General features: G+C 72.6%; 23 protein-coding genes. 10 read left to right on the forward strand and 13 right to left on the reverse strand.

Going from position 1 to position 23,474, the window contains the following annotated elements:
• Positions 1-73: 73 nt before the first annotated feature.
• From ACFV2X_RS42170 to ACFV2X_RS42180, 3 genes are read right to left on the reverse strand one after another with little or no spacing between them, the layout of a single operon-like run.
• On the reverse strand, positions 74-487 hold the full coding sequence (locus ACFV2X_RS42170) for a RidA family protein (protein WP_385626627.1): 414 nt from the start codon (positions 485-487) through the stop codon (positions 74-76).
• A gap of 24 nt (positions 488-511) precedes the next feature.
• Positions 512-1,315: an IclR family transcriptional regulator gene (locus tag ACFV2X_RS42175; RefSeq protein ID WP_385626629.1), complete on the reverse strand. Its 804-nt coding sequence runs from the start codon at positions 1,313-1,315 to the stop codon at positions 512-514.
• Complete coding sequence (locus ACFV2X_RS42180; RefSeq protein ID WP_385626631.1) at positions 1,312-2,415, reverse strand: sugar kinase; 1,104 nt, start codon at positions 2,413-2,415, stop codon at positions 1,312-1,314. Before ACFV2X_RS42180 ends, ACFV2X_RS42175 begins: the two co-directional genes overlap by 4 nt.
• A 136-nt stretch (positions 2,416-2,551) precedes the next feature.
• Between ACFV2X_RS42180 and ACFV2X_RS42185 the strand changes: the two genes are divergently transcribed.
• Positions 2,552-3,850: an amino acid deaminase gene (locus ACFV2X_RS42185; protein ID WP_385626633.1), complete on the forward strand. Its 1,299-nt coding sequence runs from the start codon at positions 2,552-2,554 to the stop codon at positions 3,848-3,850.
• A gap of 111 nt (positions 3,851-3,961) precedes the next feature.
• Positions 3,962-5,578, forward strand: a complete 1,617-nt coding sequence (locus ACFV2X_RS42190; protein ID WP_385626635.1) for an amidohydrolase family protein — start codon at positions 3,962-3,964, stop codon at positions 5,576-5,578.
• 7 nt (positions 5,579-5,585) lie between these two features.
• Here ACFV2X_RS42190 and ACFV2X_RS42195 read toward each other — a convergent pair whose 3' ends face one another.
• The 6 genes from ACFV2X_RS42195 to ACFV2X_RS42220 are packed head-to-tail and all read right to left on the reverse strand — an operon-like array spanning position 5,586 to position 13,636.
• Positions 5,586-6,251 carry a TetR/AcrR family transcriptional regulator gene (locus ACFV2X_RS42195; protein ID WP_385626637.1) on the reverse strand — a complete coding sequence of 222 codons (666 nt, stop codon included), beginning with the start codon at positions 6,249-6,251 and terminating at the stop codon, positions 5,586-5,588.
• Positions 6,248-8,278 carry a CocE/NonD family hydrolase gene (locus ACFV2X_RS42200; protein WP_385626639.1) on the reverse strand — a complete coding sequence of 677 codons (2,031 nt, stop codon included), beginning with the start codon at positions 8,276-8,278 and terminating at the stop codon, positions 6,248-6,250. Before ACFV2X_RS42200 ends, ACFV2X_RS42195 begins: the two co-directional genes overlap by 4 nt.
• A gap of 42 nt (positions 8,279-8,320) precedes the next feature.
• Positions 8,321-10,090 carry a dipeptide ABC transporter ATP-binding protein gene (locus ACFV2X_RS42205; RefSeq protein WP_385626641.1) on the reverse strand — a complete coding sequence of 590 codons (1,770 nt, stop codon included), beginning with the start codon at positions 10,088-10,090 and terminating at the stop codon, positions 8,321-8,323.
• Positions 10,090-11,004: an ABC transporter permease gene (locus ACFV2X_RS42210; protein WP_385626643.1), complete on the reverse strand. Its 915-nt coding sequence runs from the start codon at positions 11,002-11,004 to the stop codon at positions 10,090-10,092. Before ACFV2X_RS42210 ends, ACFV2X_RS42205 begins: the two co-directional genes overlap by 1 nt.
• Positions 11,001-11,960, reverse strand: coding sequence for an ABC transporter permease (locus ACFV2X_RS42215; protein ID WP_385626752.1), 960 nt, complete (start codon positions 11,958-11,960; stop codon positions 11,001-11,003). The genes ACFV2X_RS42210 and ACFV2X_RS42215 overlap by 4 nt, the downstream gene beginning before the upstream one ends.
• 5 nt (positions 11,961-11,965) lie before the next feature.
• Positions 11,966-13,636, reverse strand: a complete 1,671-nt coding sequence (locus tag ACFV2X_RS42220) for an ABC transporter substrate-binding protein (RefSeq protein ID WP_385626645.1) — start codon at positions 13,634-13,636, stop codon at positions 11,966-11,968.
• A 262-nt stretch (positions 13,637-13,898) separates the two neighbouring features.
• Between ACFV2X_RS42220 and ACFV2X_RS42225 the strand changes: the two genes are divergently transcribed.
• Both ACFV2X_RS42225 and ACFV2X_RS42230 read left to right on the forward strand, forming a co-directional pair.
• On the forward strand, positions 13,899-15,110 hold the full coding sequence (locus ACFV2X_RS42225) for a pyridoxal phosphate-dependent aminotransferase (protein ID WP_385626754.1): 1,212 nt from the start codon (positions 13,899-13,901) through the stop codon (positions 15,108-15,110).
• Between the two features lie 216 nt (positions 15,111-15,326).
• On the forward strand, positions 15,327-15,737 hold the full coding sequence (locus tag ACFV2X_RS42230) for a hypothetical protein (RefSeq protein WP_385626647.1): 411 nt from the start codon (positions 15,327-15,329) through the stop codon (positions 15,735-15,737).
• On the opposite strand, the gene ACFV2X_RS42235 is transcribed toward ACFV2X_RS42230, so the two are convergent.
• Both ACFV2X_RS42235 and ACFV2X_RS42240 read right to left on the reverse strand, forming a co-directional pair.
• Positions 15,727-16,152: a hypothetical protein gene (locus ACFV2X_RS42235; RefSeq protein ID WP_385626649.1), complete on the reverse strand. Its 426-nt coding sequence runs from the start codon at positions 16,150-16,152 to the stop codon at positions 15,727-15,729. The genes ACFV2X_RS42230 and ACFV2X_RS42235 overlap by 11 nt on opposite strands.
• A 144-nt stretch (positions 16,153-16,296) precedes the next feature.
• A complete protein-coding gene (locus tag ACFV2X_RS42240) occupies positions 16,297-16,947 on the reverse strand; it encodes a flavin reductase family protein (RefSeq protein WP_385626651.1) in 651 nt (216 codons plus the stop codon).
• An 88-nt stretch (positions 16,948-17,035) separates the two neighbouring features.
• Here ACFV2X_RS42240 and ACFV2X_RS42245 point away from each other — a divergent pair, with 88 nt between their 5' ends.
• The 4 genes from ACFV2X_RS42245 (at position 17,036) to ACFV2X_RS42260 (ending at position 20,282) form a co-directional block, all read left to right on the forward strand.
• The gene (locus ACFV2X_RS42245) at positions 17,036-17,689 is read left to right on the forward strand and encodes a class I SAM-dependent methyltransferase (RefSeq protein ID WP_385626653.1); all 654 of its coding nucleotides are present in this window, start codon (positions 17,036-17,038) and stop codon (positions 17,687-17,689) included.
• Between the two features lie 37 nt (positions 17,690-17,726).
• Complete coding sequence (locus ACFV2X_RS42250; protein ID WP_385626655.1) at positions 17,727-18,491, forward strand: hypothetical protein; 765 nt, start codon at positions 17,727-17,729, stop codon at positions 18,489-18,491.
• A gap of 51 nt (positions 18,492-18,542) precedes the next feature.
• Positions 18,543-19,631, forward strand: a complete 1,089-nt coding sequence (locus ACFV2X_RS42255) for a serine hydrolase domain-containing protein (protein WP_385626657.1) — start codon at positions 18,543-18,545, stop codon at positions 19,629-19,631.
• 147 nt (positions 19,632-19,778) lie between these two features.
• Positions 19,779-20,282, forward strand: coding sequence for a nuclear transport factor 2 family protein (locus ACFV2X_RS42260; RefSeq protein WP_385626659.1), 504 nt, complete (start codon positions 19,779-19,781; stop codon positions 20,280-20,282).
• Positions 20,283-20,295: 13 nt separating this feature from the next.
• Here ACFV2X_RS42260 and ACFV2X_RS42265 read toward each other — a convergent pair whose 3' ends face one another.
• Positions 20,296-20,916 (reverse strand): TetR/AcrR family transcriptional regulator, encoded by a 621-nt coding sequence (locus ACFV2X_RS42265; protein WP_385626661.1) that lies wholly within the window; start codon positions 20,914-20,916, stop codon positions 20,296-20,298.
• Between the two features lie 103 nt (positions 20,917-21,019).
• On the opposite strand from ACFV2X_RS42265, the gene ACFV2X_RS42270 reads away from it, so the two are divergent.
• A complete protein-coding gene (locus ACFV2X_RS42270; protein WP_385626663.1) occupies positions 21,020-22,453 on the forward strand; it encodes an amidase in 1,434 nt (477 codons plus the stop codon).
• The gene (locus ACFV2X_RS42275) at positions 22,450-22,962 is read left to right on the forward strand and encodes an O-acetyl-ADP-ribose deacetylase (RefSeq protein ID WP_385626665.1); all 513 of its coding nucleotides are present in this window, start codon (positions 22,450-22,452) and stop codon (positions 22,960-22,962) included. The genes ACFV2X_RS42270 and ACFV2X_RS42275 overlap by 4 nt, the downstream gene beginning before the upstream one ends.
• Before the next feature lie 58 nt (positions 22,963-23,020).
• Here the strand turns inward: ACFV2X_RS42275 and ACFV2X_RS42280 are convergent, their stop codons facing one another.
• Positions 23,021-23,398: a MerR family transcriptional regulator gene (locus ACFV2X_RS42280; protein WP_385626666.1), complete on the reverse strand. Its 378-nt coding sequence runs from the start codon at positions 23,396-23,398 to the stop codon at positions 23,021-23,023.
• Positions 23,399-23,474: the final 76 nt, after the last annotated feature.

The following is a 23,474-nucleotide window of genomic DNA, read 5'->3' on the forward strand; positions in this document are numbered from 1 at the left end:
GGCGGGCGGGGCAGACCCCGCCCGCCGTACCCCGCCCGCCGACCCGGGCGCGGGCGTGGGCGCGGCGCGGGCGTCAGCCGAGGACGGCGAGCGCGTCGATCTCGATGAGCAGCCCGGCGGGAAGGCCGACGTAGACGGTCGTACGGGCCGCCGGGGCCTCCTTCAGATCCGCGAAGAAGTCGTTGTAGATCTCGTTGAGTTCGGCGAAGTGGGCGGTGTCGGTGAGGTAGACGCGCACCATCACCACGTCCTCCCAGCTCGCCCCGCCCGCCTCCAGGACGGACTGCACATTGCGCAGGGTCTGCAGGGTCTGCTCGCGCAGCGTCGGCCCCACCGGGGCCGGCGCCTGGCCCGGGACCGCGGGGCCGAAGCCGACCTGCCCGGCGACCTGGAGGATGTTGCCCTTCTTGACACCGTGCGAGAACTTGGCGGGGGGCGCGGTGTGGGTGTCCGGGGTGATCGCGATCTTCTGAAGCTTCTCGCTCATGGGGTTCCTCGGGTCTTCTGTCGGTTACTTGTCGTCAGGGTCCGGCTGGTCAGGGTCCGGCTGGTCGGGGTCCGGCTGGTCGGGCTGGGCGCTTCCTGAGTACTCCCGGCTGATCGCCTCCGCGGTACGGCGCACCAGCGGCAGCAGTTCGAGTAGTTCCTCAGCCGAGACCACGACGTTCGGCGCGGAGACCGAACACGCGGCGACCACCCGCCCGTCCGCACCCCGGATGGGTGCCCCGACGCAGTTGATCGACTCCTCGTGGCCGCCGAGATCGGTGGCCCAGCCCTGCTCCCGTACGGTCGCCAGTTCCTTGAGGAACGCGGCGGCGTTCGGGGTGGAGCGCGCGGTGTACGCGGGGTACTGCAGCCTCTCGGCGACCGCGCGCCGCTCCGCCTCGGGCAGATCGGCCAGCAGCAGCTTGGCGACCGCGGCCACGGTGATGGCGACGGGCTTGCCGATCCGCGAGTACATCCGGACCGGGTAGCGGCTTTCCACCTTGTCGATGTAGACCACCTCGTTCTCCTCGTACACGGCGAGGTGGACGGTGTGCCCGCACTGCTCGTTGAGCCCGGCCAGATACGGGTGGGCGATTTCGCGCACGTCCAGGTTCTCCACGGCCTGCTGGGCGAGCGCGAAGAGACGGGCGCCGAGCCGGTAGCGCTGGTCCTGCTGCCGGTAGACCATGCCGTGCTCATGCAGGGTGCGCAGCAGCCGCAGCGCGGTCGTCTTGTGCACGCCGAGCCGCTTGGCCACCTGCTCCAGGTTGGCCGGGCCCTCTGCCAGCAGCGGCAGGATGCTCAGCGCTCGATCGACGGTCTGACTCATGGGTGGGGCACCTCCGCGCGTACGGTCCCGGGCGTCCCGGTGTCCGTCCAGCCGGGGCCGAATCGCAGTGTGCCCCACGCGCCGGCGTCGAGGGCGACCAGGCCGTCGGCGCGCTCGCGCGACGGCGGGGTGCCGAGGTCGCCGGGGACGGTGAGGGCGGCGGCCGCCATCAGATGGCCGTGCCGCAGCCGCGCCGCGACGGGCAGCCCGCGCAGGGTGCCCGACAGAAACCCGGCGGCGAAGGCGTCACCGGCCCCGACGGACGCGACCACATCGACGTCCAGGGCCGGTTCGAAGACGACCGCGTCACCGCCGTCCGGCTGCCGTGCGTACGCCGTGGCGCCCGCGCTCCCCTGCTTGACCACCAGCACCGCCGGCTCGGGCAGGGCCGCCCGGACCGCGTCCGCGCCGCGCAGCCCCCAGGCGGCCACGGCCTCGTCCTCGCCGACGAAGACGAGGTCGCAGCCGCGGGCAAGATCTAGAAGGAGTCGGCAGTCCCGACCGCGCCACAGCGCCGTGCGGTAGTTGACGTCGAAGGAGAGGAGGGGGCGGCCCGGGGCGCGGGCGGTGAGCTCCCGCATCAGGGTGTGGCAATCGTCGGAGAGGGCCGCGGTGATCCCGGTGAGATGCAGAACGCGGCCCGACCACGCCCGCTCGCGGGGCACCCGGCGCGGGGACATGGCCGAGGCGGCGGACCCGGCCCGGTAGTACACGACCTCGGAGACCGGCTCCTCCCCCTGGTGCGCGTCGGTGAGCGCCCGCTCCCCCGCCGTACGGAAGTAGATGCCGGTGGGCCGGTCCGGGTCGCGCCGCACATACGAGACGTCCACGCCCGCGGCGGCGATCTCCGCGACGAGGTGGTCCCCGAACCCGTCCGCCCCGACGCGGCTGATCCACCGGGCGGTGTGTCCGACGCGCGCGAGCGAGCACGCCACGTTGGACTCCGCGCCGCCGATCCCCCGCGAAAACGCCGGCACGTCGGCGAGCCGGCCCGGCGAGGACGGCACGAAGGTGACCATCGACTCGCCGAGGCACACGACGTCGACGGCGTCAGTGACGTCAGCGATGTCGGCGGTGTCGGCGTGGAGGTCTGCAGACACGAGGGGCTGGCTCCTTGCTGGCTCGGGTGTGGCGCGCGCACCGTTGACCGGGTGCTCGGCGGGATGTTAGACACCGTTAAGCGCCATACGCAATGACCGTTGCACATATTGCAACCAAGGATTTATGGGAGGCTCCATGGCCGCCGACCACACCGCCGGCACACCCGACTCCCCCGTCGGGCGCCTCGCCCGCGAGCGCGTCGACCACCGCTTCAAGGGCCTGCCCCCCGGCGCCGAAGGCCGTACGGTCGGCGAGCTGGCCGCCGAGCGCCGCTCACTGTTCACCGGCGGCTTCACCACCCCGGTCCTGGTGCTGTCCGCCGAGGCCCTGGAGCACAACCTCGCCGCCATGGAGCGCTACTCCGCCGCCCACGGACTGGCCTTCGCCCCGCACGGCAAAACCTCCCTCGCCCCCCAGCTCTTCGAACGCCAACTCGCCCACGGCGCCTGGGGCATCACCGCCGCCGTCCCCACCCATGTGCGCATGTACCGCGCCTTCGGCATCCAGCGGATCTTCCTCGCCAACGAGATCGTGGACGCCGCCGCGCTCGGCTGGCTCGCCCAGGAGCTGGACGCCGACCCCGACTTCCGCTTCATCGCGTACGTCGACTCCCCGCGCGGCGTCGAGCTCATGGACGCGGCCCTGCGCGAGGCCGGCGCCCGCCGCCCCCTCGACGTCGTCGTCGAACTCGGCGCGGGCCCCGGCGCCCGCACCGGCGCCCGTACGGAGGCCGACTGCACAGCCGTCGCCGACGCGGTCGCCGTCACCGACACCCTCCGCCTCGTCGGCGTCGCCGGCTACGAGGGCGAGGTGCCCGAACCGGACGGCGAACGGGTACGGGCGTGGCTGCGCCGGCTCACCGCGCTGGCCGTCGCCTTCGACGGCGAGGGCCGGTTCGCGGACGCGGACGAGATCGTGGTCAGCGCGGGCGGCAGCGCGTGGTTCGACGCGGTCGCGGACGTCTTCGCGGAGCTGCCCGAGCTGTCCGGCCCGGTCCTGAAGCTGCTGCGCTCCGGCGCGTACGTCTCCCACGACGACGGCCACTACCGCCACATCACCCCCTTCAACCGCGTCCCCGACGAAGGCGCCCTGCACCCCGCCTTCCGCCTCTGGGCCCAGGTCGTCTCCCGCCCCGAGCCCGGCCAAGCCTTCCTCAACGCGGGCAAGCGCGACGCGGCGTACGACCTGGACCTGCCCGAGCCTCAAGTCATCCGCTCCCCAGACGGCCCCGAACGCCCCGCCACCGGCCTCACCGTCACCGGCCTCTCCGACCAGCACACCTGGCTCGCGGTCGAGGAAGGCACGCCGCTGGAGGTCGGCGACTGGGTGGGCCTCGGCCTCTCCCACCCCTGCACCAGCTTCGACAAGTGGCAGCTGATCCCAGTGGCCGAGGCGGACGGCACGGTCACGGACTACATCCGCACGTTCTTCTAGCCCACCCACCCGCCCTTTCTGTGGGGCTCCGCCCAAGCACCATGGGCGGGTGGGTGGGGAAGACAGCGCGCCGGAGGCGCGGAGCGATACGGACAGGGAGAGGCAGCGCATATGGACATGGTCATTCGCGACGCGCAGGTCATCGACGGCAGCGGCGGCGCGCGGTACCGGGCGGATGTCGCCGTCGACGGCGGGCGGATCGCCCGCATCGTGGCGGAGGGCGCCGGGCCGCGCCCGACAGGTCAGCGAGTGGTGGAGGCCGACGGACTCGCCCTCGCGCCCGGGTTCATCGATATGCACGCGCACAGCGACCTCGCGCTGCTGCGCGACCCGGACCACTCCGCCAAGGCCGCGCAGGGCGTGACCTTGGAGGTGATCGGCCAGGACGGCCTGTCGTACGCGCCCGTCGACGACCGCAGCCTCGCCGAGGTCCGTACGGCCATCACCGGCTGGAACGGCGACGGCTCGGACATCGACTTCAGCTGGCGCACCGTCGGCGAGTACCTGGACCGCCTCGACCACGGCTTCGACGGCCAGGGCATCGCGGTCAACGCCGCGTATCTCATCCCCCAGGGCGCCGTCCGCATGCTCGCGGTCGGCTGGGTGGACCGGGACGCCGCCCCGGACGAGCTGGAGCGGATGAAGCGGCTGGTCGCGGAGGGTCTTGAGCAGGGGGCGGTCGGGTTGTCGTCCGGGCTCACGTACACGCCCGGGATGTACGCGTCCGACGCCGAGCTCACCGAGCTGTGCCGCGTCGTCGCCGCGTACGACGGCTACTACTGCCCGCACCACCGCTCGTACGGCGCGGGCGCCCTGGAGGCGTACGAGGAGATGGTGGCCCTCACCCGCGAGGCGGGCTGCGCGCTGCATCTCGCGCACGCGACCATGAACTTCGGCCTGAACAAGGGCCGCGCCCCCGAACTGCTCGCGCTGCTGGACAAGGCGCTCGCCGAGGGCTCCGACATCAGCCTCGACACCTATCCCTACCTCCCGGGCTGCACCACGCTCGCCGCGCTGCTGCCGAGCTGGGCCGCCGAGGGCGGGCCGCAGGCCATCCTGGACCGGCTCCGGGACGAGGCGACCGCCGAGCGGATCCGGCATGTCATGGAGGTGGAGGGGGCCGACGGGTGTCACGGTGTGCCCGTCGACTGGGACACCATCGAGATCTCGGGGGTCAGCCACCCCGCCCTGGAGGCGTACGTCGGCAAGACGGTCGCCCAGTCGGCGCACGAGCGCGGCGAGGCGCCATGGGACACCGCGCGCCGGCTGCTGCTGGAGGACCGGCTCGGCTCGACGATCCTCCAGCACGCCGGGAACGAGGAGAACGTGCGGGCGATCATGAAGCACCCCGTGCACACGGGCGGCAGCGACGGCATCCTGCAAGGCGCCAAGCCGCACCCGCGCGCGTACGGGACCTTCCCGCAGTATCTGGGCCGCTATGTGCGCGAGTTGGGCGTGCTGTCCCTGGAGGAGTGCGTGGCCCACCTCACCGCGCGCCCCGCGGCCCGCCTCCGCCTGCCCGACCGGGGCCTGGTCCGCGAGGGCTACCGCGCCGACCTCGTCCTCTTCGACCCGGGCACGGTCGCCGCGGGCTCCACCTTCGAGTCCCCGCGCACCCTGCCGACCGGGATTCCGCACGTACTCATCGACGGCCGCTTCGTCATCGAGGACGGGCGGCGTACGGACGTCCTGGCGGGGCGGTCCGTGCGGCGTACGGCAGCGGGCTGAGCGCCGGTCAGCCCGCCGTCCCCGCCTCTAGTTCCACCTCCACCAGCCGGTAGAGGTGGCGCCGCGCGGCGTCCGTGCTCAGCGGCGGGGCCTGGCGCAGCCGCTGAAGGGCCAGGCCGTCGGCGAGGGCGGCGAAGCGCACGGCGAAGTCGGCGGGGTCGGCGCAGCGGAAGTCACCCTCGTCCGCGCCCCGTTCGACAAGGGAGCGGATCTCGCCGTGCCAGCTCTCGTAGCGCTCGGCCTGGCCGCGGGCGAACGCCTGGTCGCGGTCGCCCGCGTGCCAGTAGTCGAACCACATCCGCCAGTGGCGGTCGGTGTCGTCGGTGAACAGCGCGTCGATGAGCAGCCGCAGCCCCTCGGCGCCGCTGGTGGCGCGGGCGGCGGCCTCGCTGAGCGCCGCGTAGTAGCGCTCGATGTGCAGCACCATCGCCTCGGAGAGGACTTCCTGGACGCTCTCGAAGTGGTAGGTGACCGTGCCGACGGAGACCCCCGCCGCGGCCGCCACATCGCGTACGCCCACCGCCGCGGAACCGCGCTCCACGATGAGCGGTACGGCGGCCTCCACGATCAGGCGGCGGCGCACCTCGGTGGGCTGCCGGGTGCGCTCGGAGGCGGCGACGGCCCGCCGGGGGGCCTTGGGGCGGCCCGTACGATCGGCCGCGGACGGCGTCATGCCGAGGTCCTGGGGATGGTGTGGTGCCAGGTGCGCTTGGCCACTGTCTCTCCGTTCGCCCGTGCTTCGAGGCTGCTGTCCATGATGAATTCCGTGGCCGTCGCGCGGAGTTCCGTACTGGTCACGATCAGCGCGTCCCAGTCGCCCCGCCGCAGCCGGATGGTCCACTGGGAGCTTGCCACGGCCGAGCGCGGGTCGCCGCCGCGGATCCGGTACGTCTCCAGGGCGCTCTCCTCGTAGCGCAGACCGTCGGGGTAGGTGCGCGAGCCCCCGTAGTTGGGGTCCACTTCCAGGGTCCACTCCCCGGTCGCCACGTCGTGCCGCACCACCCGCTCGGGCCGGGGCCCGGCGGGCGGCTCGGTGGTCACCGGGAGCGGCGGGGCCTGCTCCGGCTCCTCGAAGGCGACCGGCGGGCGGCCGGTGTCGGCGTCCGGGTCGCGTACGGGGAGCAGCAGGGCGCTGTCCGCGGGCCGCACGGTCAGCGCGCCGCGTTCGCCGTGCTCGCCGAGTCCGCCGTGCGGCCAGACCCACGGCCAGTACTGGTCGGAGACGGCGACGCGGATGCGGTGGCCGGGCGGGAAGGCGTACCCGATGGCGTTCAGCTCGAACTCCACGTCCTCGTACGTTCCCGGCACCCACTCCACCGCCTTGTCCCGGCCCTGCCGGGACAGCAGGTTGAGCACGCCCCGGGTGACCAGGGTCGAGGAGCCGTCGGGGGCGACGTCGCAGACGCGCGCGATGACATGCGCGCGCGGGGTGCTGCTGTCCAGGCGCAGCCGGACGCGCGGGCGGCCCAGGATCTCCACGCGCCCGGTCAGCGGCGCCGAGTCGAAGCAGACCGAACGGCCGTCCTCCTCGCGCTGGTCGGGGGGCAGGTCGGTGGCATTGCCGAAGGGGAAGAAGCGGCCCGCGTCGATGCCGGTGTGCAGCGGGGAGCGCACGATCACCGGCGCCGTGCCGGTGCCCAGCGGCCGCTCGTCCCAGCTGACGGCCGGGGTGGGCCAGGCGTCGTCGGCGACCCAGCGGCCGGGCATGGCCGGGTAGTGGGTCGCGGGCGGCACCGGGTCGTTGATCCAGGAGCGCAGGGCCGGCTCCTCCATGACCCCGGTGTCCACGCCCTTGAGCCAGTGGTCCCACCAGCGCAGCGTCTCCTGCAGAAAGCCGATCGCGGGGCCCGGCGGCAGGCCGCGGTCCGGGTACTGGTGCGACCAGGGTCCGATCAGCCCCCGTACGGGTGCGTCAAGGTGCTCGACCAGCCGCAGCACGGTGTCCCGGTACGGGTCGGCCCAGCCGCCCACCGCGAGGACCGCCGCGTCGATCGCGCCGTAGTCCTCGCAGACGCTGCCGTGCCGCCAATAGCCGTCCCGCTCCTGGTGCGCCAGCCAGGTGTGCAGATACGGCTCCAGCGCCGCCAGCCGCTCCCGCCACATGGGCAGCCACCGGTCCTCGCCCACGGCGGCCGGGTCCGGCGGGCGGGCCGTGAACGCGAGCATGGTGCCGGCCCAGGCGAGCATGTCGATGCCGAGCACGGCGCCGCCGGTGTAGTGGACGTCGTTGTCGTAACGGTCGTCGGTCGAGCAGACGGTGACGATCGCCTTCAGCGGCTCCGGGCGCAGGGCGGCGATCTGAAGCGAGTTGAACCCGCCCCACGAGATGCCGAACATGCCGACCTTGCCCGTGCACCACGGCTGGGCGGCCAGCCACTCCACGACGTCGACCCCGTCGGCGAGCTCGGTCTCGGTGTACTCGTCGAGCATCACGCCCTCGGAGTCCCCGCTGCCGCGCAGATCGACCCGGACGGAGGCGTAGCCGTGCCCGGCGTACCAGGGGTGACGCTGCGCGTCGCGCGGGGCGGTCCAGTCGCTCTTGCGGTACGGCAGGTACTCCAGCAGCGCGGGGACGGGGTTTGCGGTGGCGTCGGTGTCGACAGGTCGCCAGATGCGTGCGTGCAGCCGGGTGCCGTCCCGGGTGGGGATCCAGACGTCCTCCGTCCGGACTTCGCGGTCGAACTCCTCGCGATATCTCACGTGGTGAAGCTCCTCGGTCGTACGTGTGGGGGGTGTGCGCGGTCAGGTGGCCGCCGGGCGCCAGCGGCGGATGCGGTGGCCGGGGCCGAGGTCGGTCCAGACGTCGTCCGGTTCCGCGGCGTCCTGCCAGTCGTCAGCCGCCTCGGACCCCTCTCCGGCTCCCCCGTCGGGGTCCAGGGCCGCGGCCATGAGGCGGCGGGTGTAGGGGTGGCCGGGGGCCGCGAAGACCGCGTCCGTGGGGCCCTCTTCGACCACCACCCCGTGCCGCAGCACCACCACCCGGTCGGCGATCCCCCGCACCACGGCCAGGTCGTGGCTGATGAACAGGCACGCGAGCTCGCGTTCGCGCCGCAGGTCGTCGAGCAGGCGCAGCACTTCGGCCTGGACGGAGACGTCGAGCGCGGTGGTGATCTCGTCGGCGATCAGTACGTCGGGCTCGCCGGCCAGCGCCCGGGCGATTCCGATCCGCTGCCGCTGACCGCCCGAGAGCTGCGCGGGCAGGCGGTCGGCGAGGGCCGGGTCGAGGCGTACGTCGGCGATGAGCTGTTGGGCGCGGGTGGCGGCGGCCGTACGGGAGGGTGCCGTGCCGAAGAAGCGCAGTGGGCGCCGTACCGCGTCCCCCACCGAACGCCTGGGGTTCAGGGACGTGTCGGCGTTCTGGAAGACGAGTTGGACCTTGCGCCGAAGGGACAGCGGCCGCTGCCGCGCCGGGCGGGCCAGGTCGCCGTCGGCGGGCGAGTCCGAAGGCGAGCCGTCGGCCCCTGTCGCGGTCATCTCACCCCCCGACGGCGCCCGCAGCCCCGCCAGCGACCACGCCAGCGTGGACTTGCCGCTGCCGGACTCGCCGACCAGCGCCAGCACTTCCCCGCGCCGTACCCGGAACGACACTCCATCGACCGCGCGGCTCGCGCCGTAGTCGATGGTGATGTCGCGGACGGCGACCGCCTCCGGGGCGTCGGCGGGGACCTGGGCCTTGGGGCGGATCTCGCGGGTGCCGTCCTCGGCGACGAGGGCGAGCCCGGCGTCGGACAGGCGCGGGACGCTGGCCAGCAGCCGCCGGGTGTACGGGTCGGCGGGCGCGGCGAAGAGTCGGCGGGTGGGGGCGGCCTCCACGACCCGGCCCGCGCGCAACACCGCGACCTCGTCGGCCATGTGGTTGACGACGCCGAGGTCGTGGCTGACCAGGACGGCGGCGAGGCCGAGTTCGTCGCGCAGCGCGGCGAGCAGGTCGAGGACGCCGCGCTGGGTGATGACGTCGAGGCCGGTGGTGGGTTCGTCGAGGACGAGGACCTTGGGGCGGGCGGCGATGGCCATGGCGATGGCGACGCGCTGCTGCTGCCCGCCGGAGAGTTCGTGCGGGTAGCGGCGGGCGAGTTCGGCGGGGCGCGGGAGGCGGACCTGGTCGAGGAGGTCGGTGACGGCGGCGGTGACGGCGGTGCGGTCGGCGGCGGCGTCGCCGCGCAGGGCCTCGGCGATCTGCCGGCCGACCCGCATCGAGGGGGTCAGGGCGTGCCCGGCGTTCTGCGCGACCATGGCGACCGTACCGCCGCGCAGCCGCCGCAGCTCCTTGGCCGGGAGGGCGAAGACATCGCGCCCGTCGACCCGTACCGTGCCCGCGGTGATGCGCGAGCCGTGCCGCAGATGTCCGAGCAGGGTGGCGGCGACGGTCGACTTGCCGCTGCCGGACTCGCCGACGAGGGCGAGGGTCTGTCCGGGGCTCAGTTCGAAGCCGGCCTCGTGGACGACGGGGACGTCCCGGCCCCCGGAGCGGTAGGCGACGCTCAGGCCCTCCACGGAAACGATGGCAGTCATCAGGAGCCCTCCCGGATCCGGTCCACGCCCCACGCCTTGGAGAGGCCATCGGCGGCGAGGTTGAGCCCGATCACGAGCGTGGCCAGGGCGATGATGGGCGCCAGGCTCGCCATCGGTACGACGGTGATGGCGGTGCGGTTCTCGGCGACCATCAGCCCCCAGTCGGGGGTGGGCGGGTTGGCGCCGAAGCCGAGGAAGGACAGGGAGCTGATCAGCAGCACCACCCACGAGGCGCGCATCGCGAACTCGACGCACACCACGTCAACGATGTTGGGCAGCACCTCGCGCCACAGGATCGACCAGGTCCGCTCGCCGCGGGCGCGGGCGGCGGTGACGTAGTCGGCGGGGGCGACGGCCAGCGCGGCGCCGCGGACGACCCGTACGACCTGCGGGACGTAGACGACGGCGATGGCGAGCACGATGACCGCGGGCCCGGTGCCGAGCGCGGTGACGACGACCAGCAGGGCGAGGATCGAGGGGATGGACAGCACGGCGTCCAGCACCCGCATCAGCACATCGTCCAGCCAGCCGCCGCGCAGCGCGGCCGCACAGCCGAGGACGGTGCCGAGGGCGATGGTCAGCACGGTCGCGGCGACGGAGACGCCGAGCGCGTACCGCCCGCCGTACAGCACCCGGGCCAGTACGTCGCGGCCGTAACTGTCGGTGCCCGCCCAGTGGTCGGCGCCGGGGCCGAGCAGGGCGTGCGTGGCGTCGCCGACCGTCGGCTCGTACGAGGTCAGCACGGGGGCGAGCAGCGCGATCAGGACGTGGACGGCGACGATCGCGAGCCCGATGGTGGCGGCGCGGGAGGAGCGTACGGTGCGCCAGGTGCGGGCGGCGAAGCCGGGCCGGGCGGCGGGAGCTTCGACCCGCTCGGCCGGGACAGAAGCGTCGGGGGTCTTCAGGGTGCTCATCGGGTCCGCCCTCCTCGGGTCCTGAGCTTGGGGTTGAGGGCCATGGCGCCGAGGTCGGCGGCCAGGTTGCAGCAGACGTAGACGACCGCGCTGATCAGGGCGATGGCCTGGATGACGGGCAGGTCGCGGTTCTGTACGGAGGAGAGCATCAGCTTGCCGACGCCCGGGTAGTTGAAGACGTTCTCGACGACGGCCACACCGCCGACCAGCCACGCCACATTGAGCGCGATGACGTGCAGGGTGGGCAGCAGCGCGCCGGGCAGGGCGTGGCGGGTGACCACGCGCCAGGTGGACAGCCCCTTGAGCCGGGCGGTGGTGACGTATTCGCCGGCCATGACGTCGATGACCGAGGTGCGGGCCATCCGCACGATGTACGCGGCCATCACGATCGCGAGCGAGGCGGCGGGCAGCCATACGGCCGGGAGCAGTTGTCCGACGCTCGCGTCGGGCCCGTAGAGCACCACGGCGGGCAGGACGGGGACGGCGATGGAGAAGAGCAGCACCAGCACGGTGGCCACGACGAACTCGGGGACGCTCATCCCGATCAGGCTGACGGTGGAGATGAGGTGGTCGGGCCAGCGGTCGCGGTAGAGCCCGGCGATGATGCCCAGCACGAGCGAGCCGGTGACCGCGAAGAGGACGGTGACGACGGCGATCAGCGCGGAGTTGCCGAGGTACTGGCCGACTTCGCCGCCCACCGGCTTGGCGTTGACGAGCGAGGTGCCGAAGTCGCCGTGGAACGCGCCCTTGACCCACTCCAGGTAGCGCTCCCAGGCGGGCTGGTCGAGGTGGAGCTTGTCGCGCAGCGCGGCGACGGCGGTGGGGGTGGCGTCCTTGCCGAGCACCTGGGTGGCGACGTCGCCGGGCAGGGACTGGACGGCGAGGAAGACCAGGACGGAGGAGAGCAGGAGCGTGCCGAGCGCGGCCACGACCCGTCGTACGACAAAGGAGAGCATGTCTCTCACGCCCCCTTCAGCCCGATGCCGAGGTAGTCGAACTCGAAGCCGTGCTCCGCGTAGCCGCGCACCTTGCGGGAGATGCCGACCAGCCGGTCGGCGAACATCGGGGTGATCGCCCCGCCCCGCTCCACGACCGCGCTCTGCGCCTGCTGGTACAGCTCGCGGCGCCGGGCCTCGTCGGTCTCGCGGCGGGCCCGGTCCAGCAGAGCGTCGAAGTCCTTGTCGGCCCAGGCGGTCTCGTTGTACGAGGAGCCGCCCCGGAAGACCTGGTTGAGGAGCTGGTCGATGGGGCGGCCGGTGTACCAGTAGGTGGCCATGAGGGGCTTCTTCATCCAGATCTGGGTGTAGTACGAGTCGGCGGCGGCCGTCCTGACCCGGATCCGGATGCCGGCCCGCTTGGCGGACTCCTGGTAGGCGAGGGCCATGGGCGTGAAGATCGGGTCGTAGGAGGAGGTGTAGAGGTCGACCGCGAGCCGTTCCTGCCCGGCCTGTTTGAGCAGGTGGCGGGCCTTTTCGGGGTCGTGGACGGGGTGGCTGGCCAGGTGGCCGGGGTCGGTGGGCGGCACGGGGTTGTCCCAGCCGACGGTGCCCGCGCCCTGGAGGGCGACCTTCAGGACGTGTTCGGGGTCGTAGGCGAGCTTCATCGCCTGCCGCACCCGTATGTCGGTGAAGGGCTTCTCGGTGGTGAGCATCGGCAGCACGTACCACTGGGCGTTCTTCGCCCGGGCGACGGTGGCGCGGGACGAGTTGGCGACGACGCGGGCGGTGGCGAAGTCCAGGTTGGTCTGGGAGAGCAGATCGACCTGGCCGGCGAGCAGGGCGTTGGAGCGGGCCTGCATATCGGCGACGGAGTAGAAGTCGATGGCGTCCAGGACGGGGCGGCCTGCCCAGTGGTCCGGGTACGCGGTGATCCGGCCGGGTCCGGCGGCGGTGAAGGAGACCAGTTTGAAGGGGCCGGTGCCGATGCCGGTGCGGCCGATGGAGGCGGCGCTGCCGTCGGGGATGACGTAGCAGTTGTAGTTGGTGAGCAGGCTGGGGAACTCGGCGTTCGGGGACTTCAGCGGGACGACGAGGGTGTGGGCGTCGGGGGTGCGCAGCCGCTTCGGGTCCACCAGCGGCGCCAGCACGCCGGCCTGCGGGGAGGCGGTCTTGGGGTCGAGGATGTGGCGCAGGGTGTAGGCGGCGTCGGCGGAGGTGAAGGCGCGGCCGTCGTGGAAGGTGACGCCGTGGCGCAGCCGGAAGGTCCAGGTGCGGACTTTGTCGTCGGGCTCCCAGGACTCGGCGAGGTCGGGGACCAGGGCGCCGTCGGGGCCGATCCGCACCAGCCGGTTGTAGAGGGCGCCCAGGTATTCGTACGCGGACAGGGAGCTGGCCGGGTCCAGGGTCTCGGCGTCGGAGGCGGGCGGCCGGGCGATGCGCAGGGTGCCGCCGCGGTCGGGGCGGCCGGTGGGCCCGGCGGTGGGGAGGGCGTCGGCCGGGGACGCGGAGGCCGCGCCCGAACAGCCGCTGAGCAGCCAGGACGCACCGAGCGCGGCGCCGCTCGCCGCCGCGCCGGCGAGCAGCGACCTGCGCGGTATCCCGGACGTCCCCGGGGTGGGCGGGATACCGGCCACCCGCGGAGTGGGCGGGGTACCGGCCGCCCCCGGGGCGTGTCGGGGTGAGGTGTCGGACATGGGCCGGCCACCCTTCTCCGCTATTCGTTCAGCGGAACGATTCTTTGAAGTGCGTGAACGATAGCCAGCCGACCCGTCCGGGCCAACCCTTCGCGCGCGGAAATCGACCCGGGAAACCGACTCGTTACCCGGCGCGCGCCGCCGTCCCATCCGCCCGGAGACGCCCGAAGACGCCCCGTTGCACCGCCTTGCGCCGCCTTACGCCGCCGACGTGGCGAAGAACACCGAGCGGTCCCGGTTACACCGCCGTAAGGTGGCCGACATGCAGGTGATCCAGTCCACGAAGCTCTCCAACGTCTGCTACGAGATCCGGGGTCCGGTCCTCGAGGAGGCGATGCGGCTGGAGGCTGCCGGTCACCGCATCCTCAAGCTCAACACCGGCAACCCCGCGACCTTCGGCTTCGAATGCCCGCCGGAGATCCTGGAGGACATGCTCCGCAACCTCGGAGGGGCGCATGGGTACGGCGACGCCAAGGGGCTGCTGTCCGCCCGGCGCGCGGTGATGCAGCACTACCAGACCAAGGGCATCGACCTGGACGTCGAGGACGTCTACCTCGGCAACGGCGTCTCCGAGCTGATCCAGATGGCCATGCAGGGCCTGCTCGACGACGGGGACGAGGTCCTGGTCCCCTCCCCCGACTACCCGCTGTGGACCGCCGCGGTCTCACTCGCCGGGGGCACCGCCGTGCACTACCGCTGCGATGAGCAGTCGGACTGGATGCCCGACCTCGCCGATATCGAGCGCAAGGTCACCGACCGCACCAAGGCCCTGGTCATCATCAATCCGAACAACCCGACGGGCGCGGTGTACGACGAGGAGATGCTGCGCGGCCTCACCGAGCTCGCCCGCCGCCACAACCTGGTCGTCTGCTCCGACGAGATCTACGACAAGATCCTCTACGACGGCGCCACCCACACCCCCACCGCGGCCGTCGCCCCCGACCTGCTGACCCTGACCTTCAACGGGCTCTCCAAGGCGTACCGCGTCGCGGGCTACCGCAGCGGCTGGCTCGCGGTCTGCGGCCCCAAGGCCCACGCCGCCAGCTACCTCGAGGGCCTGACCATCCTCGCCAATATGCGGCTGTGCGCCAATATGCCGGCCCAGCACGCGGTGGCCGCGGCCCTCGGCGGCCGCCAGTCCATCAAGGACCTGGTGCTGCCGGGCGGCCGGCTGCTGGAGCAGCGCGATACGGCGTACGAGCTGCTGACCCGGATCCCGGGCGTGAGCTGCGTCAAGCCGAAGGGCGCGCTGTACGCGTTCCCGCGGCTCGACCCCACGGTCTACAAGATCAAGGACGACCGGCAGATGGTCCTGGACCTGCTGCGCTCCGAGAAGATCATGATCGTGCACGGTACGGGCTTCAACTGGCCGGAGCCGGACCACTTCCGGATCGTGACGCTCCCGGCGAAGAAGGACCTGGCGGACGCGGTGACGCGGATCGGAAAGTTCCTGGACGGCTACAGCCAGCACTGACACGGCTACAGCCGTCGCTCAACGGGCCCGGCGGCGCGCCAGCTGAACAAGGCCGCCCGCTCAGTGGGCGGCCTTGAGCACCTCCTCCATGACGATCCTCCGCTCCCCGTCGGGCAGCATGTCGCCTTCACGCGGCGGATCCTACCCTTAGCAGGCGCTCAACTTTAGACAGAGTCTAAGTTAGGATGGCCTCCTGAGAACCCTTGGAGGCCATCCATGTACGAGCCGATCCGCACCAAGTCGGTCCACACCATGGCCGAGCCCAGGCTCGACTTCCCCCACCGCTCCCGCGAGGAGGAGCTGGACAACCAACTGGCGGGCCACCTCACCGCACTGCTGACCGTCACCGACGAGCTGCGCGCCCTCACCCCCGCCCCCGCCCTCGACACCGCCGCCCAGCGACTCACCGACCAGATCACCCGGCTGCGCGACGGCCGCTCCCCCTTCCGCGCCGCCCCCACCACGACCACCGCCACCCCGGCCCACATCACCGCCCTCCGCCAGCGCGCCCACACCCTGGCCGGCCGCGCCCTGGTCGTCGCCACCTCCCGCGACGACGCATCTGCCACCGCCCTGGCCGCCGAGCACCTGGAGACCCACGCGGCGGCCCTCGGCATCAGCGACTGAACCAGTCCTGCCCCCGGCCGGTGATCAGCGCCCCGCCGATCGCGAGCGGGAGGACCAGGCTGATGGCCATGGAGCCCGCGCTCACGCCCTGAAGCCCCAGCCACACGGCCACGATCCCGAACAACGCGCCCACCACGGCCAGCGTCTCGACGACGACGAACACGGTCCACACCCATCCGAACCGCTTCTGCGCGAAGAGGCTGGCGACGGCCAGCAGAACCGCCATGACGATGGAGAAGTACGCCAGGCCCCGCACCAGGCCGGGCTCCGAGACCTCCTGGCCGTGGTCGAGCCGGCTGTCCACTTTCGACAGCAGCGAGCCCCCGGCAATCAGGTTGGCCGCGGCCTGAGCCCATACGCCCGCCACGGCGAACTTGACCCTGCCCGGCATACGCTCCGCGGCCTGATCCGCCATCAGATCTCACCTTTCCCACGATGCGCCGCATGCGCCACGTGCGCCCCACGGCCGAGGCGGACCCCCGGCACCTCCCGACCGTCCCGCACCCGGGCGGGGACCGGTCCCGGGCCGGGGGGGGATCACCCGGAGGTGTGCACGGGCTCAGTCCTCGGACCTGCGGGGCGTTTCGGTGCGGTAGGAGTGGCCCAGTTCGGGGCCGAGTCCGAAGTAGTGACGGAAGTTGTAGACGAGCGGGCTCCAGGCGGCCGGATCGACGTGGTCCGTACCGGGTACGACGATGCGGGGGTCGGCGTGGACCTTCCGCACCACGGCCTCGACGATGACGAACCCTCCGGCGACATCCGGCCGCACCCGCTCGGCGCGGGCCTCCAACTGGATGGGGCACTCGGCGACGCGCGGTGGCCGGACCACCTGGGACGGTTCCTCGTGCAGCCCGGCCGCCCCGAACTTGTCCGGCTCGAACCGGCACCCCTTCGCCTTGGTCGACAGCACCGGACTCCGCCCGGTCAGCGGCGCCAGCCGCTCCACCGCCCGCCACTGGCCCGGGGCGGGCAGATTGATCACGACATCGGGCCGGCTGAGAAGGTTCCGCGCCGTCTGGCCTTCCCGCCCCAGCCCGAGCACCACCGTGTGCCCGAGCGCCCATGCGGAGGAGATCGGGGCGAGATTGAACGAGCCGTCCTCGTTCTCCGTCGACAGAAGCACGACGGGCGTCCCGAAGTACAGGATGCTCGGCTCGATCACGATGTGGCTGGGGGCTTCTGTTGTGGAGCGAAGCGGCGCGGTGGTCATGCCCCGGAGCCTAGGATCCGGACGTTTCGGCGCACACCGAAGCGCCCGCCCGGCGATCGTTGTCAGCGGCGGCTGAGACGATCGCGCCATGACGGATACCGCTGCCATCACCGCCTACTGGGACGCCGCCGCGCCCGACTTCGACGACGAACCCGATCACGGTCTGCGGGCCGAGAGCACCCGCCAGGCATGGGCCCGCCTCCTGGACCGCTGGATGCCGCCCGCCCCGGCCCGGGTGCTGGATGTGGGCTGCGGCACCGGCTCGCTCGCGCACCTGCTGGCGGCGGCCGGACACCACGTCACCGGCGTGGACCTCGCGCCCCGTATGGTCGACCAGGCCCGGGCCAAGCTCACCGCCGCCGGTTTCACCGGCACCTTCCTCGTCGGGGACGCCGCCCAACCGCCCACCGGCGAAGACCGCTTCGACGCGCTGCTCTGCCGACACCTGCTGTGGACCCTGCCCGACCCGCACGCGGCCCTGCGCCAGTGGACCGCCCGGCTGCGCCCCGGCGGCACCCTCGTCCTGGTCGAAGGACGGTGGCGCGAGGCCGGGCAGAGCGGCGTCCCGTACGTGGCCGGGGCCGAAACCCTGCCCTGGCACCAAGGGATCACCGCCGAAGACCTGACGGCCGCCGTCCGCCCCCTCGTGACCGAGCTGCGCATCGACGACCTCAGCGGCGACGGCGAGCTGTGGGGCGGACCGGTCAGCGATGAGCGGTACGCCCTGATCGCCCGCACCTGAACCAGGCCGGCCCGAGGGCCAGAAGGGGAGTCGTGTGATGTTCAGCGCCGAAGAACGGAGCCGTGTCCGGGGCCAGTTGCTCGCGAAGGCGGAAGCCGACGACGCCATCGTCGGCGCCGCCTTCACCGGCTCGTACGCGACCGGGGCCGATGACCGCTGGTCGGACACCGACCTCGTCCTCGCCGTCCGCGGCGAGTTGCCCGCGACGCTGGACCGATGGACGCGGTGGCTCTACGACGAGCTCGGCGCGCGACACCACTGGGATCTGCCGGCCGGCTCACGGGTCATCCGCGTCTTCCTGTTGCCGGATTGGCTCGAGCTCGATCTGACCTTCGCACCGGAGGCCGAGTTCGGCCCAAGGGGGCCGCAGTGGCAGACGGTCTTCGGCCGGACACGATCGCTCGAACCCTTCCAGGACCCCGACCGCGACACCCTTGTCGGACTCGTCTGGCATCACGCCCTGCACGCCCGCGTCTGCCTGCGCAGAAGGCGCTGGTGGCAAGCCGAGTACTGGATCAGCGCCATCCGCGACCACGTCATCACGCTGGCCTGTCTGCGGCTGGGCCATCCCGCCGCCCATGCGAAGGGCGCCCATCTGCTGCCCGAAGAAGTCACGGCACCGCTGGAGACGACGCTCGTCCGCGCGCTCACAGAACCGGAGCTGGGCCGCGCCCTGACCGCGGCTCTCACCGTCGCGACAGACGAACTGGAACGCTCCGATCCAGCACTCGCCGCCCGCCTGGGCCCAATGCTCGCGGAACTCTTGGGATCAACGGCTCCGGAACCGGGAAACCGCGGGTAGAGGAAATTCATGAGTGGTCGACCGCGCGCGGCGGCCATGGAAAGGGCGGGAATGGACAAGGCACTTGCGGGCCTGGACGAGGCGGTCGGCGCCGGGGATCCCTGGGAGGGCGTGGACGCGGAGGCCGTGGCGCGGGCGGCCCGGCAGCAGGGTGAGCGTCCCGTGCCCGGCATCGAGGACATGGCGTCATATCTCGCCGCCCAGGTGGCCGACGACTCCCACCGGGAGGTCATCGGCCCGCTGCTGGACGGCCAGGGCGCGAGCGGGGTCATCGTCCGGCGCGGCGCGGTCCTCGCGTCCTGGGGGGATCCGGCCCGCGCCGAGATGGCGTACAGCGCGACGAAGAGCGTGCTGGCGCTGGTGGCCGGCATCGCCCACGACGACGGGCTGCTCGTCCTCGACGAGCCGGTCGCGGTCCGTGTCGGGCTTCCGCAGTTCGCCGACGCCCATGGGCGGGGCATCACCTGGCGCCATCTGCTGGACCAGACGAGCCAGTGGGAGGGCGAGCTGTGGTCCAAGCCGACATCGGTCGACGCGCAGAGCACGCGGGAGGGCACCGAGTCGCCCGGTGGGCCGCCCGGTGAGGGCTGGGCGTACAACGACGTCCGCGTGAACCTCGCCGCCCTGGCGCTCACCGCCCTGTTCGGGCGGTCCCTGCCGGACGTCCTGCGGGACCGCGTCATGAACCCCATCGGCGCCTCGTCGTCCTGGTCCTGGCACGGCTACGCCAATTCCCTCACGGACGTCGACGGCACCCGCGTACCGGTGGTCTCCGGCGGCGCCCACTGGGGCGGGGGCCTGTGGATCAACGCGCTCGACCTGGCCCGCCTTGGGCACCTGTGTCTGAGCGGCGGCCGATGGGGTCGGCGGCAGGTCCTCTCCGCCCGCTGGATCGAGGAGATGTGGACCCCGTGCCGGCACAAGCCCAACTACGGCCTGTCCTGGTGGCTCAACGACCACCACACCGTATGGCCCACCGCCCCGGCGACCGGCCGCTGCGCCCGCGGCAACGGCGGCGGCCACCTGCTGTGGGTCGACCCGTCCCGCGACCTGGTCATCAGCTCCCGCTGGGGCATGGAGGTCGAAACCCTGCTCGCCGCGGTGTCCCAGGCGGTGGAACCGGGCCCGCCCACCGGATGAGGCCGTGCGCGCCTCATCGACCTAGGCGCTGTGCCCACGCGGAGCCGACCCTGCGTGGCGCGACGTCTCTGTCGTGGGGATCTCACACACCGGCGCCCTGCGAAAAACCCGTCGTCGCACAGCCCGCGGCGCTGCTAAGAAGTGGAGATGTCCACCGAAGCCCGAGCCGACCCCGAAGCCGAGCCCCGTGCCCTGGGCCCCCTGGCCAACCTGCTCGCCGAGCGCGCCTGTGAGCGGCTGATCGTCGAATTCCTCGCCCGCCTCGACCTCGGAGACGCCGCCACCGTGGCGGAGCTGTTCACGCCCGACGGCGTGTGGGAGTGGCCGCAGGGCGCCCGCCGGATCGAGGGACGGGGGGCGCTGCGGGAGTACTTCGGGTCGCGGCCGGCGGACCGGCTGTCGCGGCGGATGTGTACGAACATCCTGGTCACCGTGGACTCCCCGACGACGGCCACCGCCACCTCCTATTTCGCGACGTACCGCGTCGACGGCTACAGCGGCGGCATGCTGCCGCCCCGCCTGCCCGCGAACGTGGGCCACTACGAGGACACGTTCCGCAAGGAGACCGGCGTCTGGCTGCTCGCCACCCGGACGACGTTCCTCCCGTTCGGCGGGCCGACGGAGCGCGTCGGCCCGCCCGTCCGGCCTTAGACCGCTCGCTCGATCAGTCGGTATTGGGCCGAGCCGTGGTGTCAAGGCGTTCCCAGAGACCGGCCAGGTGGGTGTGCAGGACCTCATCGGCCTCCTCGGGGGTGAGGTGGCCCAGGAGTACGTGGCTGGTGAGGCCGTCCGCGAGGGCGAGCAGGGCCTGGGCCTCGCGCCGTGGTCCGGGCGGCGCGGCCGCGCTCTGCGTGGCCTCGGTGATGAGGCGGGCGAAGAGGTCCTGGAGGGCCGCGTAGCTGACCCTCAGGGTCTCGGCGAGCGGTTCGCTGACGGCGGCCTGGGCGACGAAGGCGAGCCAGACCCGGGCCTCCGCGCGGTGTTCCTCGCGGAGCAGGGCGACCTCGGTGGCCGCGTGGCCCAGGGACGTGGCGGGCGACCGGGCCGGGCTGCTGCCCAGCCGGGCCCGTACGCGTTCGGTGATGCGCTCGCCGACGTAGCCGACGGCGAACGAAAGCATCTCGTCCTTGCTGCGGAAGCAGCGCTGAACGGCCCCCATGGAGACCTGCGCGACGGCGGCGACGTCGCGCAGGGTCACGCCCTCCAGCCCGCGCTGGTCGGCGATGCGGCAGATGGCCTCGGCGATGAGGCGGCGTCGGCCCTCGTGGTCCACCTGCCGTGGCATGCCCGGTCGTCTCCCTTGCCTTCTTTTCCGATGCGCTTGCATCGATCCTAGGCTACGGTTCCGATGCAAGCGCATCGAAACGTGAACGGGAAGGACAGGGGTCGTGCACAACGCCCTGTGGAAGATGTCAGCCGCCGCCCAGGCACAGGCGGTTCGCGACGGGGACATCTCGGCCGTGGAACTGGTCGACAGCCATCTGGCCCGTATCGCCGAGGTCAACCCGCAAGTGAACGCGGTCACACAGCTGCTGGCCGAGCGCGCCCGGGAGGCCGCGGCGCGGACGGACCGACGGCGGGCCGCGGGCGAGGAGTTGGGTCCGCTGGCCGGTGTGCCGTTCACCGTGAAGGAGACCACCGCCGTCGAGGGCGTACCGACCACGCTCGGGTCCCCGCGCTTCCGCGACCTGGTGGCGCCGGCCGACGCGCCCCCGGTGGCACGGCTGCGCGCGGCGGGAGCCATCCCGATCGGGCACAGCAACATGCCCACCCTGGTCCTGGCCGGGATGCACAGCCGCAGCGAGTTGTTCGGCGACACCGTCAACCCGTGGGACCCGACCCGGACCCCGGGAGGCAGCAGCGGCGGCGACGGGGTGGCCGTCGCCACCGGCATGGCCGCGCTCGGACTCGGCAACGACTCCGGCGGGTCGGTGCGGATCCCCGCCTCGTTCTGCGGCGTGGCGGGGCTGAAGCCGAGCACCGGGCGGTTCCCCGCCGACCACCGCGTCCTCGGCCCGGACGACCCCGGCCCGGCCTCCCAGCTGCTGGTCACCGACGGGCCCCTGGCGCGCGGCGTCGCCGATCTGCGGCTGGCGTACGAGGCGCTGGCCGGGACCGATCCGCGGGACCCGCGGGCCGTGCCCGTACCCGTATACGGCGAGCGGCTGCCGGGGCCGATGAAGGTCGCCGTCGTCGCCGACCCCGGCGGCCACGGCGTCCACCCCACGGTGCTCGCGGCCGTCGCGACCGCGGCCGACGCGCTGCGGGACGCCGGGTACGACGTACGGGAGGTGGCCGACGTGCCGAGGCTGGACGAGGCGCTGGAGGCGTACCACCGGATCACCGTGACCGAGTTCGCCCCGGCCTGGCCGGCCGTACGCAAGCTGCTCGGCGAAGGGGGAGATCGCTACATCGAGATGACCATGGAGCAGACCCCGCCCGCGACCGCCGAGGAGTTCATGAAGCTGATGGGCGCCTGGCTCGGCATCCGCCGCTCCTGGGCGGAATTCCTCGACGAGTACCCGCTGTTGCTGGGGCCGGTGTTCACCGAGCCGCCCGTCGAGCCCGGGCTGGAGTCACGCGACAGGGCGGGACGGCAGCGGGTCGGGGCGGGTATGCGCCTGTGCTCGGTGACCAGCCTCGTGGGCGTGCCCGGGGTGGCCGTACCGACCGGATTGGCCGAGGGGCTGCCGTCCGGTGTGCAGATCGTCGGGCGCGCGTTCCGGGAGGACCTGTGCCTGGCCACCGCCCAGGACATCGAGGACCGGCTCGGAGTGCTCACCCCGGTCGACCCGCGCCGACACTCCACAATGGGCCCATGAGCACCACCATCACCTTCGTCCGCGGCGACATCACCGACCAGCACACCGACGCCATCGTCAACGCCGCCAACTCCTCCCTCCTCGGCGGCGGAGGCGTCGACGGCGCCATCCACCGCCGGGGCGGGCCCGAGATCCTGGAGGCGTGCCGGGCGCTGCGGGCGTCCCACTACGGCAAGGGGCTGCCGACGGGGCGGGCCGTGGCCACGACCGCGGGGCGGCTGCACCCCGAGTGGGTGATTCACACGGTGGGGCCCGTGTGGTCCGCCACCGAGGACCGCTCGGAGCTCCTCGCCTCCTGCTACCGCGAGTCGCTGCGGGTCGCTGACGAACTCGGCGCCCGTACGGTCGCGTTCCCCGCCATCTCGACCGGCGTCTACCGGTGGCCGATGGAGGACGCCGCCCGTATCGCCGTCGAGACGGTGCGGGCCGCGGAGACCGCGGTCGAGGAGGTCAGGTTCGTCCTCTTCGACGAGCGCGCGTATGCGGCGTTCGCCGCGCACGCGGGTTAGGACTCGGTCGGGACGGTCGGCGGACCGCGATCGGCAGACCGCGATCAGCAAGCGGCGGTCAGCAGGCCGCCGTTGCCCGCAGAGTCTCGCGATGCGCGCGGTTCGTGGCCATCAGCCCTTCGAGGGCGTCCCGGGTGTGGATGAGGTCGTCGATGTGGCGGGAGAGCCGGTCGTGCTCCTGTGCCATCCGCTCCAGCGCGGCGTCGGAATTCTCCTCGCTGGGCGCGTCGACGCACGGCAGCAGTTCGACGATGGTGCGGCTGGACAGCCCCGCGGCGTACAGCCGCTGGATGAACCTGACCCGTTCGACCTCGTCGTCCGTGTAGTGCCGCTGCCCGCTGGCGCTGCGGGTGCTGGTGAGCAGCCCCTGCTCCTCGTAATAGCGCAGGGATCTGACGCTGACCCCGGCTCGTGCGGCGAGCTCCCCGATGCGCATGCCGTCCTCCTGACCGTGACCCGCTGACTGTGACCCGCGGCACAGAGCCTTGCCTCTGACATCCATGTGAGGTTTT

Origin of the sequence: Streptomyces sp. NPDC059679 (genome assembly GCF_042734105.1) — a bacterium.
GTDB lineage: Bacteria > Actinomycetota > Actinomycetes > Streptomycetales > Streptomycetaceae > Streptomyces.

What these genes read in the sequence shown, in the direction of transcription:
- ACFV2X_RS42170 (WP_385626627.1), bottom strand. Translation starts at nt 487, where the DNA reads ATGAGCGAGAAGCTTCAGAAGATCGCGATCACCCCGGACACCCACACC.
- ACFV2X_RS42175 (WP_385626629.1), bottom strand. Translation starts at nt 1,315, where the DNA reads ATGAGTCAGACCGTCGATCGAGCGCTGAGCATCCTGCCGCTGCTGGCA.
- ACFV2X_RS42185 (WP_385626633.1), top strand. Translation starts at nt 2,552, where the DNA reads ATGGCCGCCGACCACACCGCCGGCACACCCGACTCCCCCGTCGGGCGC.
- ACFV2X_RS42190 (WP_385626635.1), top strand. Translation starts at nt 3,962, where the DNA reads ATGGACATGGTCATTCGCGACGCGCAGGTCATCGACGGCAGCGGCGGC.
- ACFV2X_RS42195 (WP_385626637.1), bottom strand. Translation starts at nt 6,251, where the DNA reads ATGACGCCGTCCGCGGCCGATCGTACGGGCCGCCCCAAGGCCCCCCGG.
- ACFV2X_RS42205 (WP_385626641.1), bottom strand. Translation starts at nt 10,090, where the DNA reads ATGACTGCCATCGTTTCCGTGGAGGGCCTGAGCGTCGCCTACCGCTCC.
- ACFV2X_RS42210 (WP_385626643.1), bottom strand. Translation starts at nt 11,004, where the DNA reads ATGAGCACCCTGAAGACCCCCGACGCTTCTGTCCCGGCCGAGCGGGTC.
- ACFV2X_RS42215 (WP_385626752.1), bottom strand. Translation starts at nt 11,960, where the DNA reads ATGCTCTCCTTTGTCGTACGACGGGTCGTGGCCGCGCTCGGCACGCTC.
- ACFV2X_RS42220 (WP_385626645.1), bottom strand. Translation starts at nt 13,636, where the DNA reads ATGTCCGACACCTCACCCCGACACGCCCCGGGGGCGGCCGGTACCCCG.
- ACFV2X_RS42225 (WP_385626754.1), top strand. Translation starts at nt 13,899, where the DNA reads ATGCAGGTGATCCAGTCCACGAAGCTCTCCAACGTCTGCTACGAGATC.
- ACFV2X_RS42230 (WP_385626647.1), top strand. Translation starts at nt 15,327, where the DNA reads ATGTACGAGCCGATCCGCACCAAGTCGGTCCACACCATGGCCGAGCCC.
- ACFV2X_RS42235 (WP_385626649.1), bottom strand. Translation starts at nt 16,152, where the DNA reads ATGGCGGATCAGGCCGCGGAGCGTATGCCGGGCAGGGTCAAGTTCGCC.
- ACFV2X_RS42240 (WP_385626651.1), bottom strand. Translation starts at nt 16,947, where the DNA reads ATGACCACCGCGCCGCTTCGCTCCACAACAGAAGCCCCCAGCCACATC.
- ACFV2X_RS42245 (WP_385626653.1), top strand. Translation starts at nt 17,036, where the DNA reads ATGACGGATACCGCTGCCATCACCGCCTACTGGGACGCCGCCGCGCCC.
- ACFV2X_RS42250 (WP_385626655.1), top strand. Translation starts at nt 17,727, where the DNA reads ATGTTCAGCGCCGAAGAACGGAGCCGTGTCCGGGGCCAGTTGCTCGCG.
- ACFV2X_RS42255 (WP_385626657.1), top strand. Translation starts at nt 18,543, where the DNA reads ATGGACAAGGCACTTGCGGGCCTGGACGAGGCGGTCGGCGCCGGGGAT.
- ACFV2X_RS42260 (WP_385626659.1), top strand. Translation starts at nt 19,779, where the DNA reads ATGTCCACCGAAGCCCGAGCCGACCCCGAAGCCGAGCCCCGTGCCCTG.
- ACFV2X_RS42265 (WP_385626661.1), bottom strand. Translation starts at nt 20,916, where the DNA reads ATGCCACGGCAGGTGGACCACGAGGGCCGACGCCGCCTCATCGCCGAG.
- ACFV2X_RS42275 (WP_385626665.1), top strand. Translation starts at nt 22,450, where the DNA reads ATGAGCACCACCATCACCTTCGTCCGCGGCGACATCACCGACCAGCAC.
- ACFV2X_RS42280 (WP_385626666.1), bottom strand. Translation starts at nt 23,398, where the DNA reads ATGCGCATCGGGGAGCTCGCCGCACGAGCCGGGGTCAGCGTCAGATCC.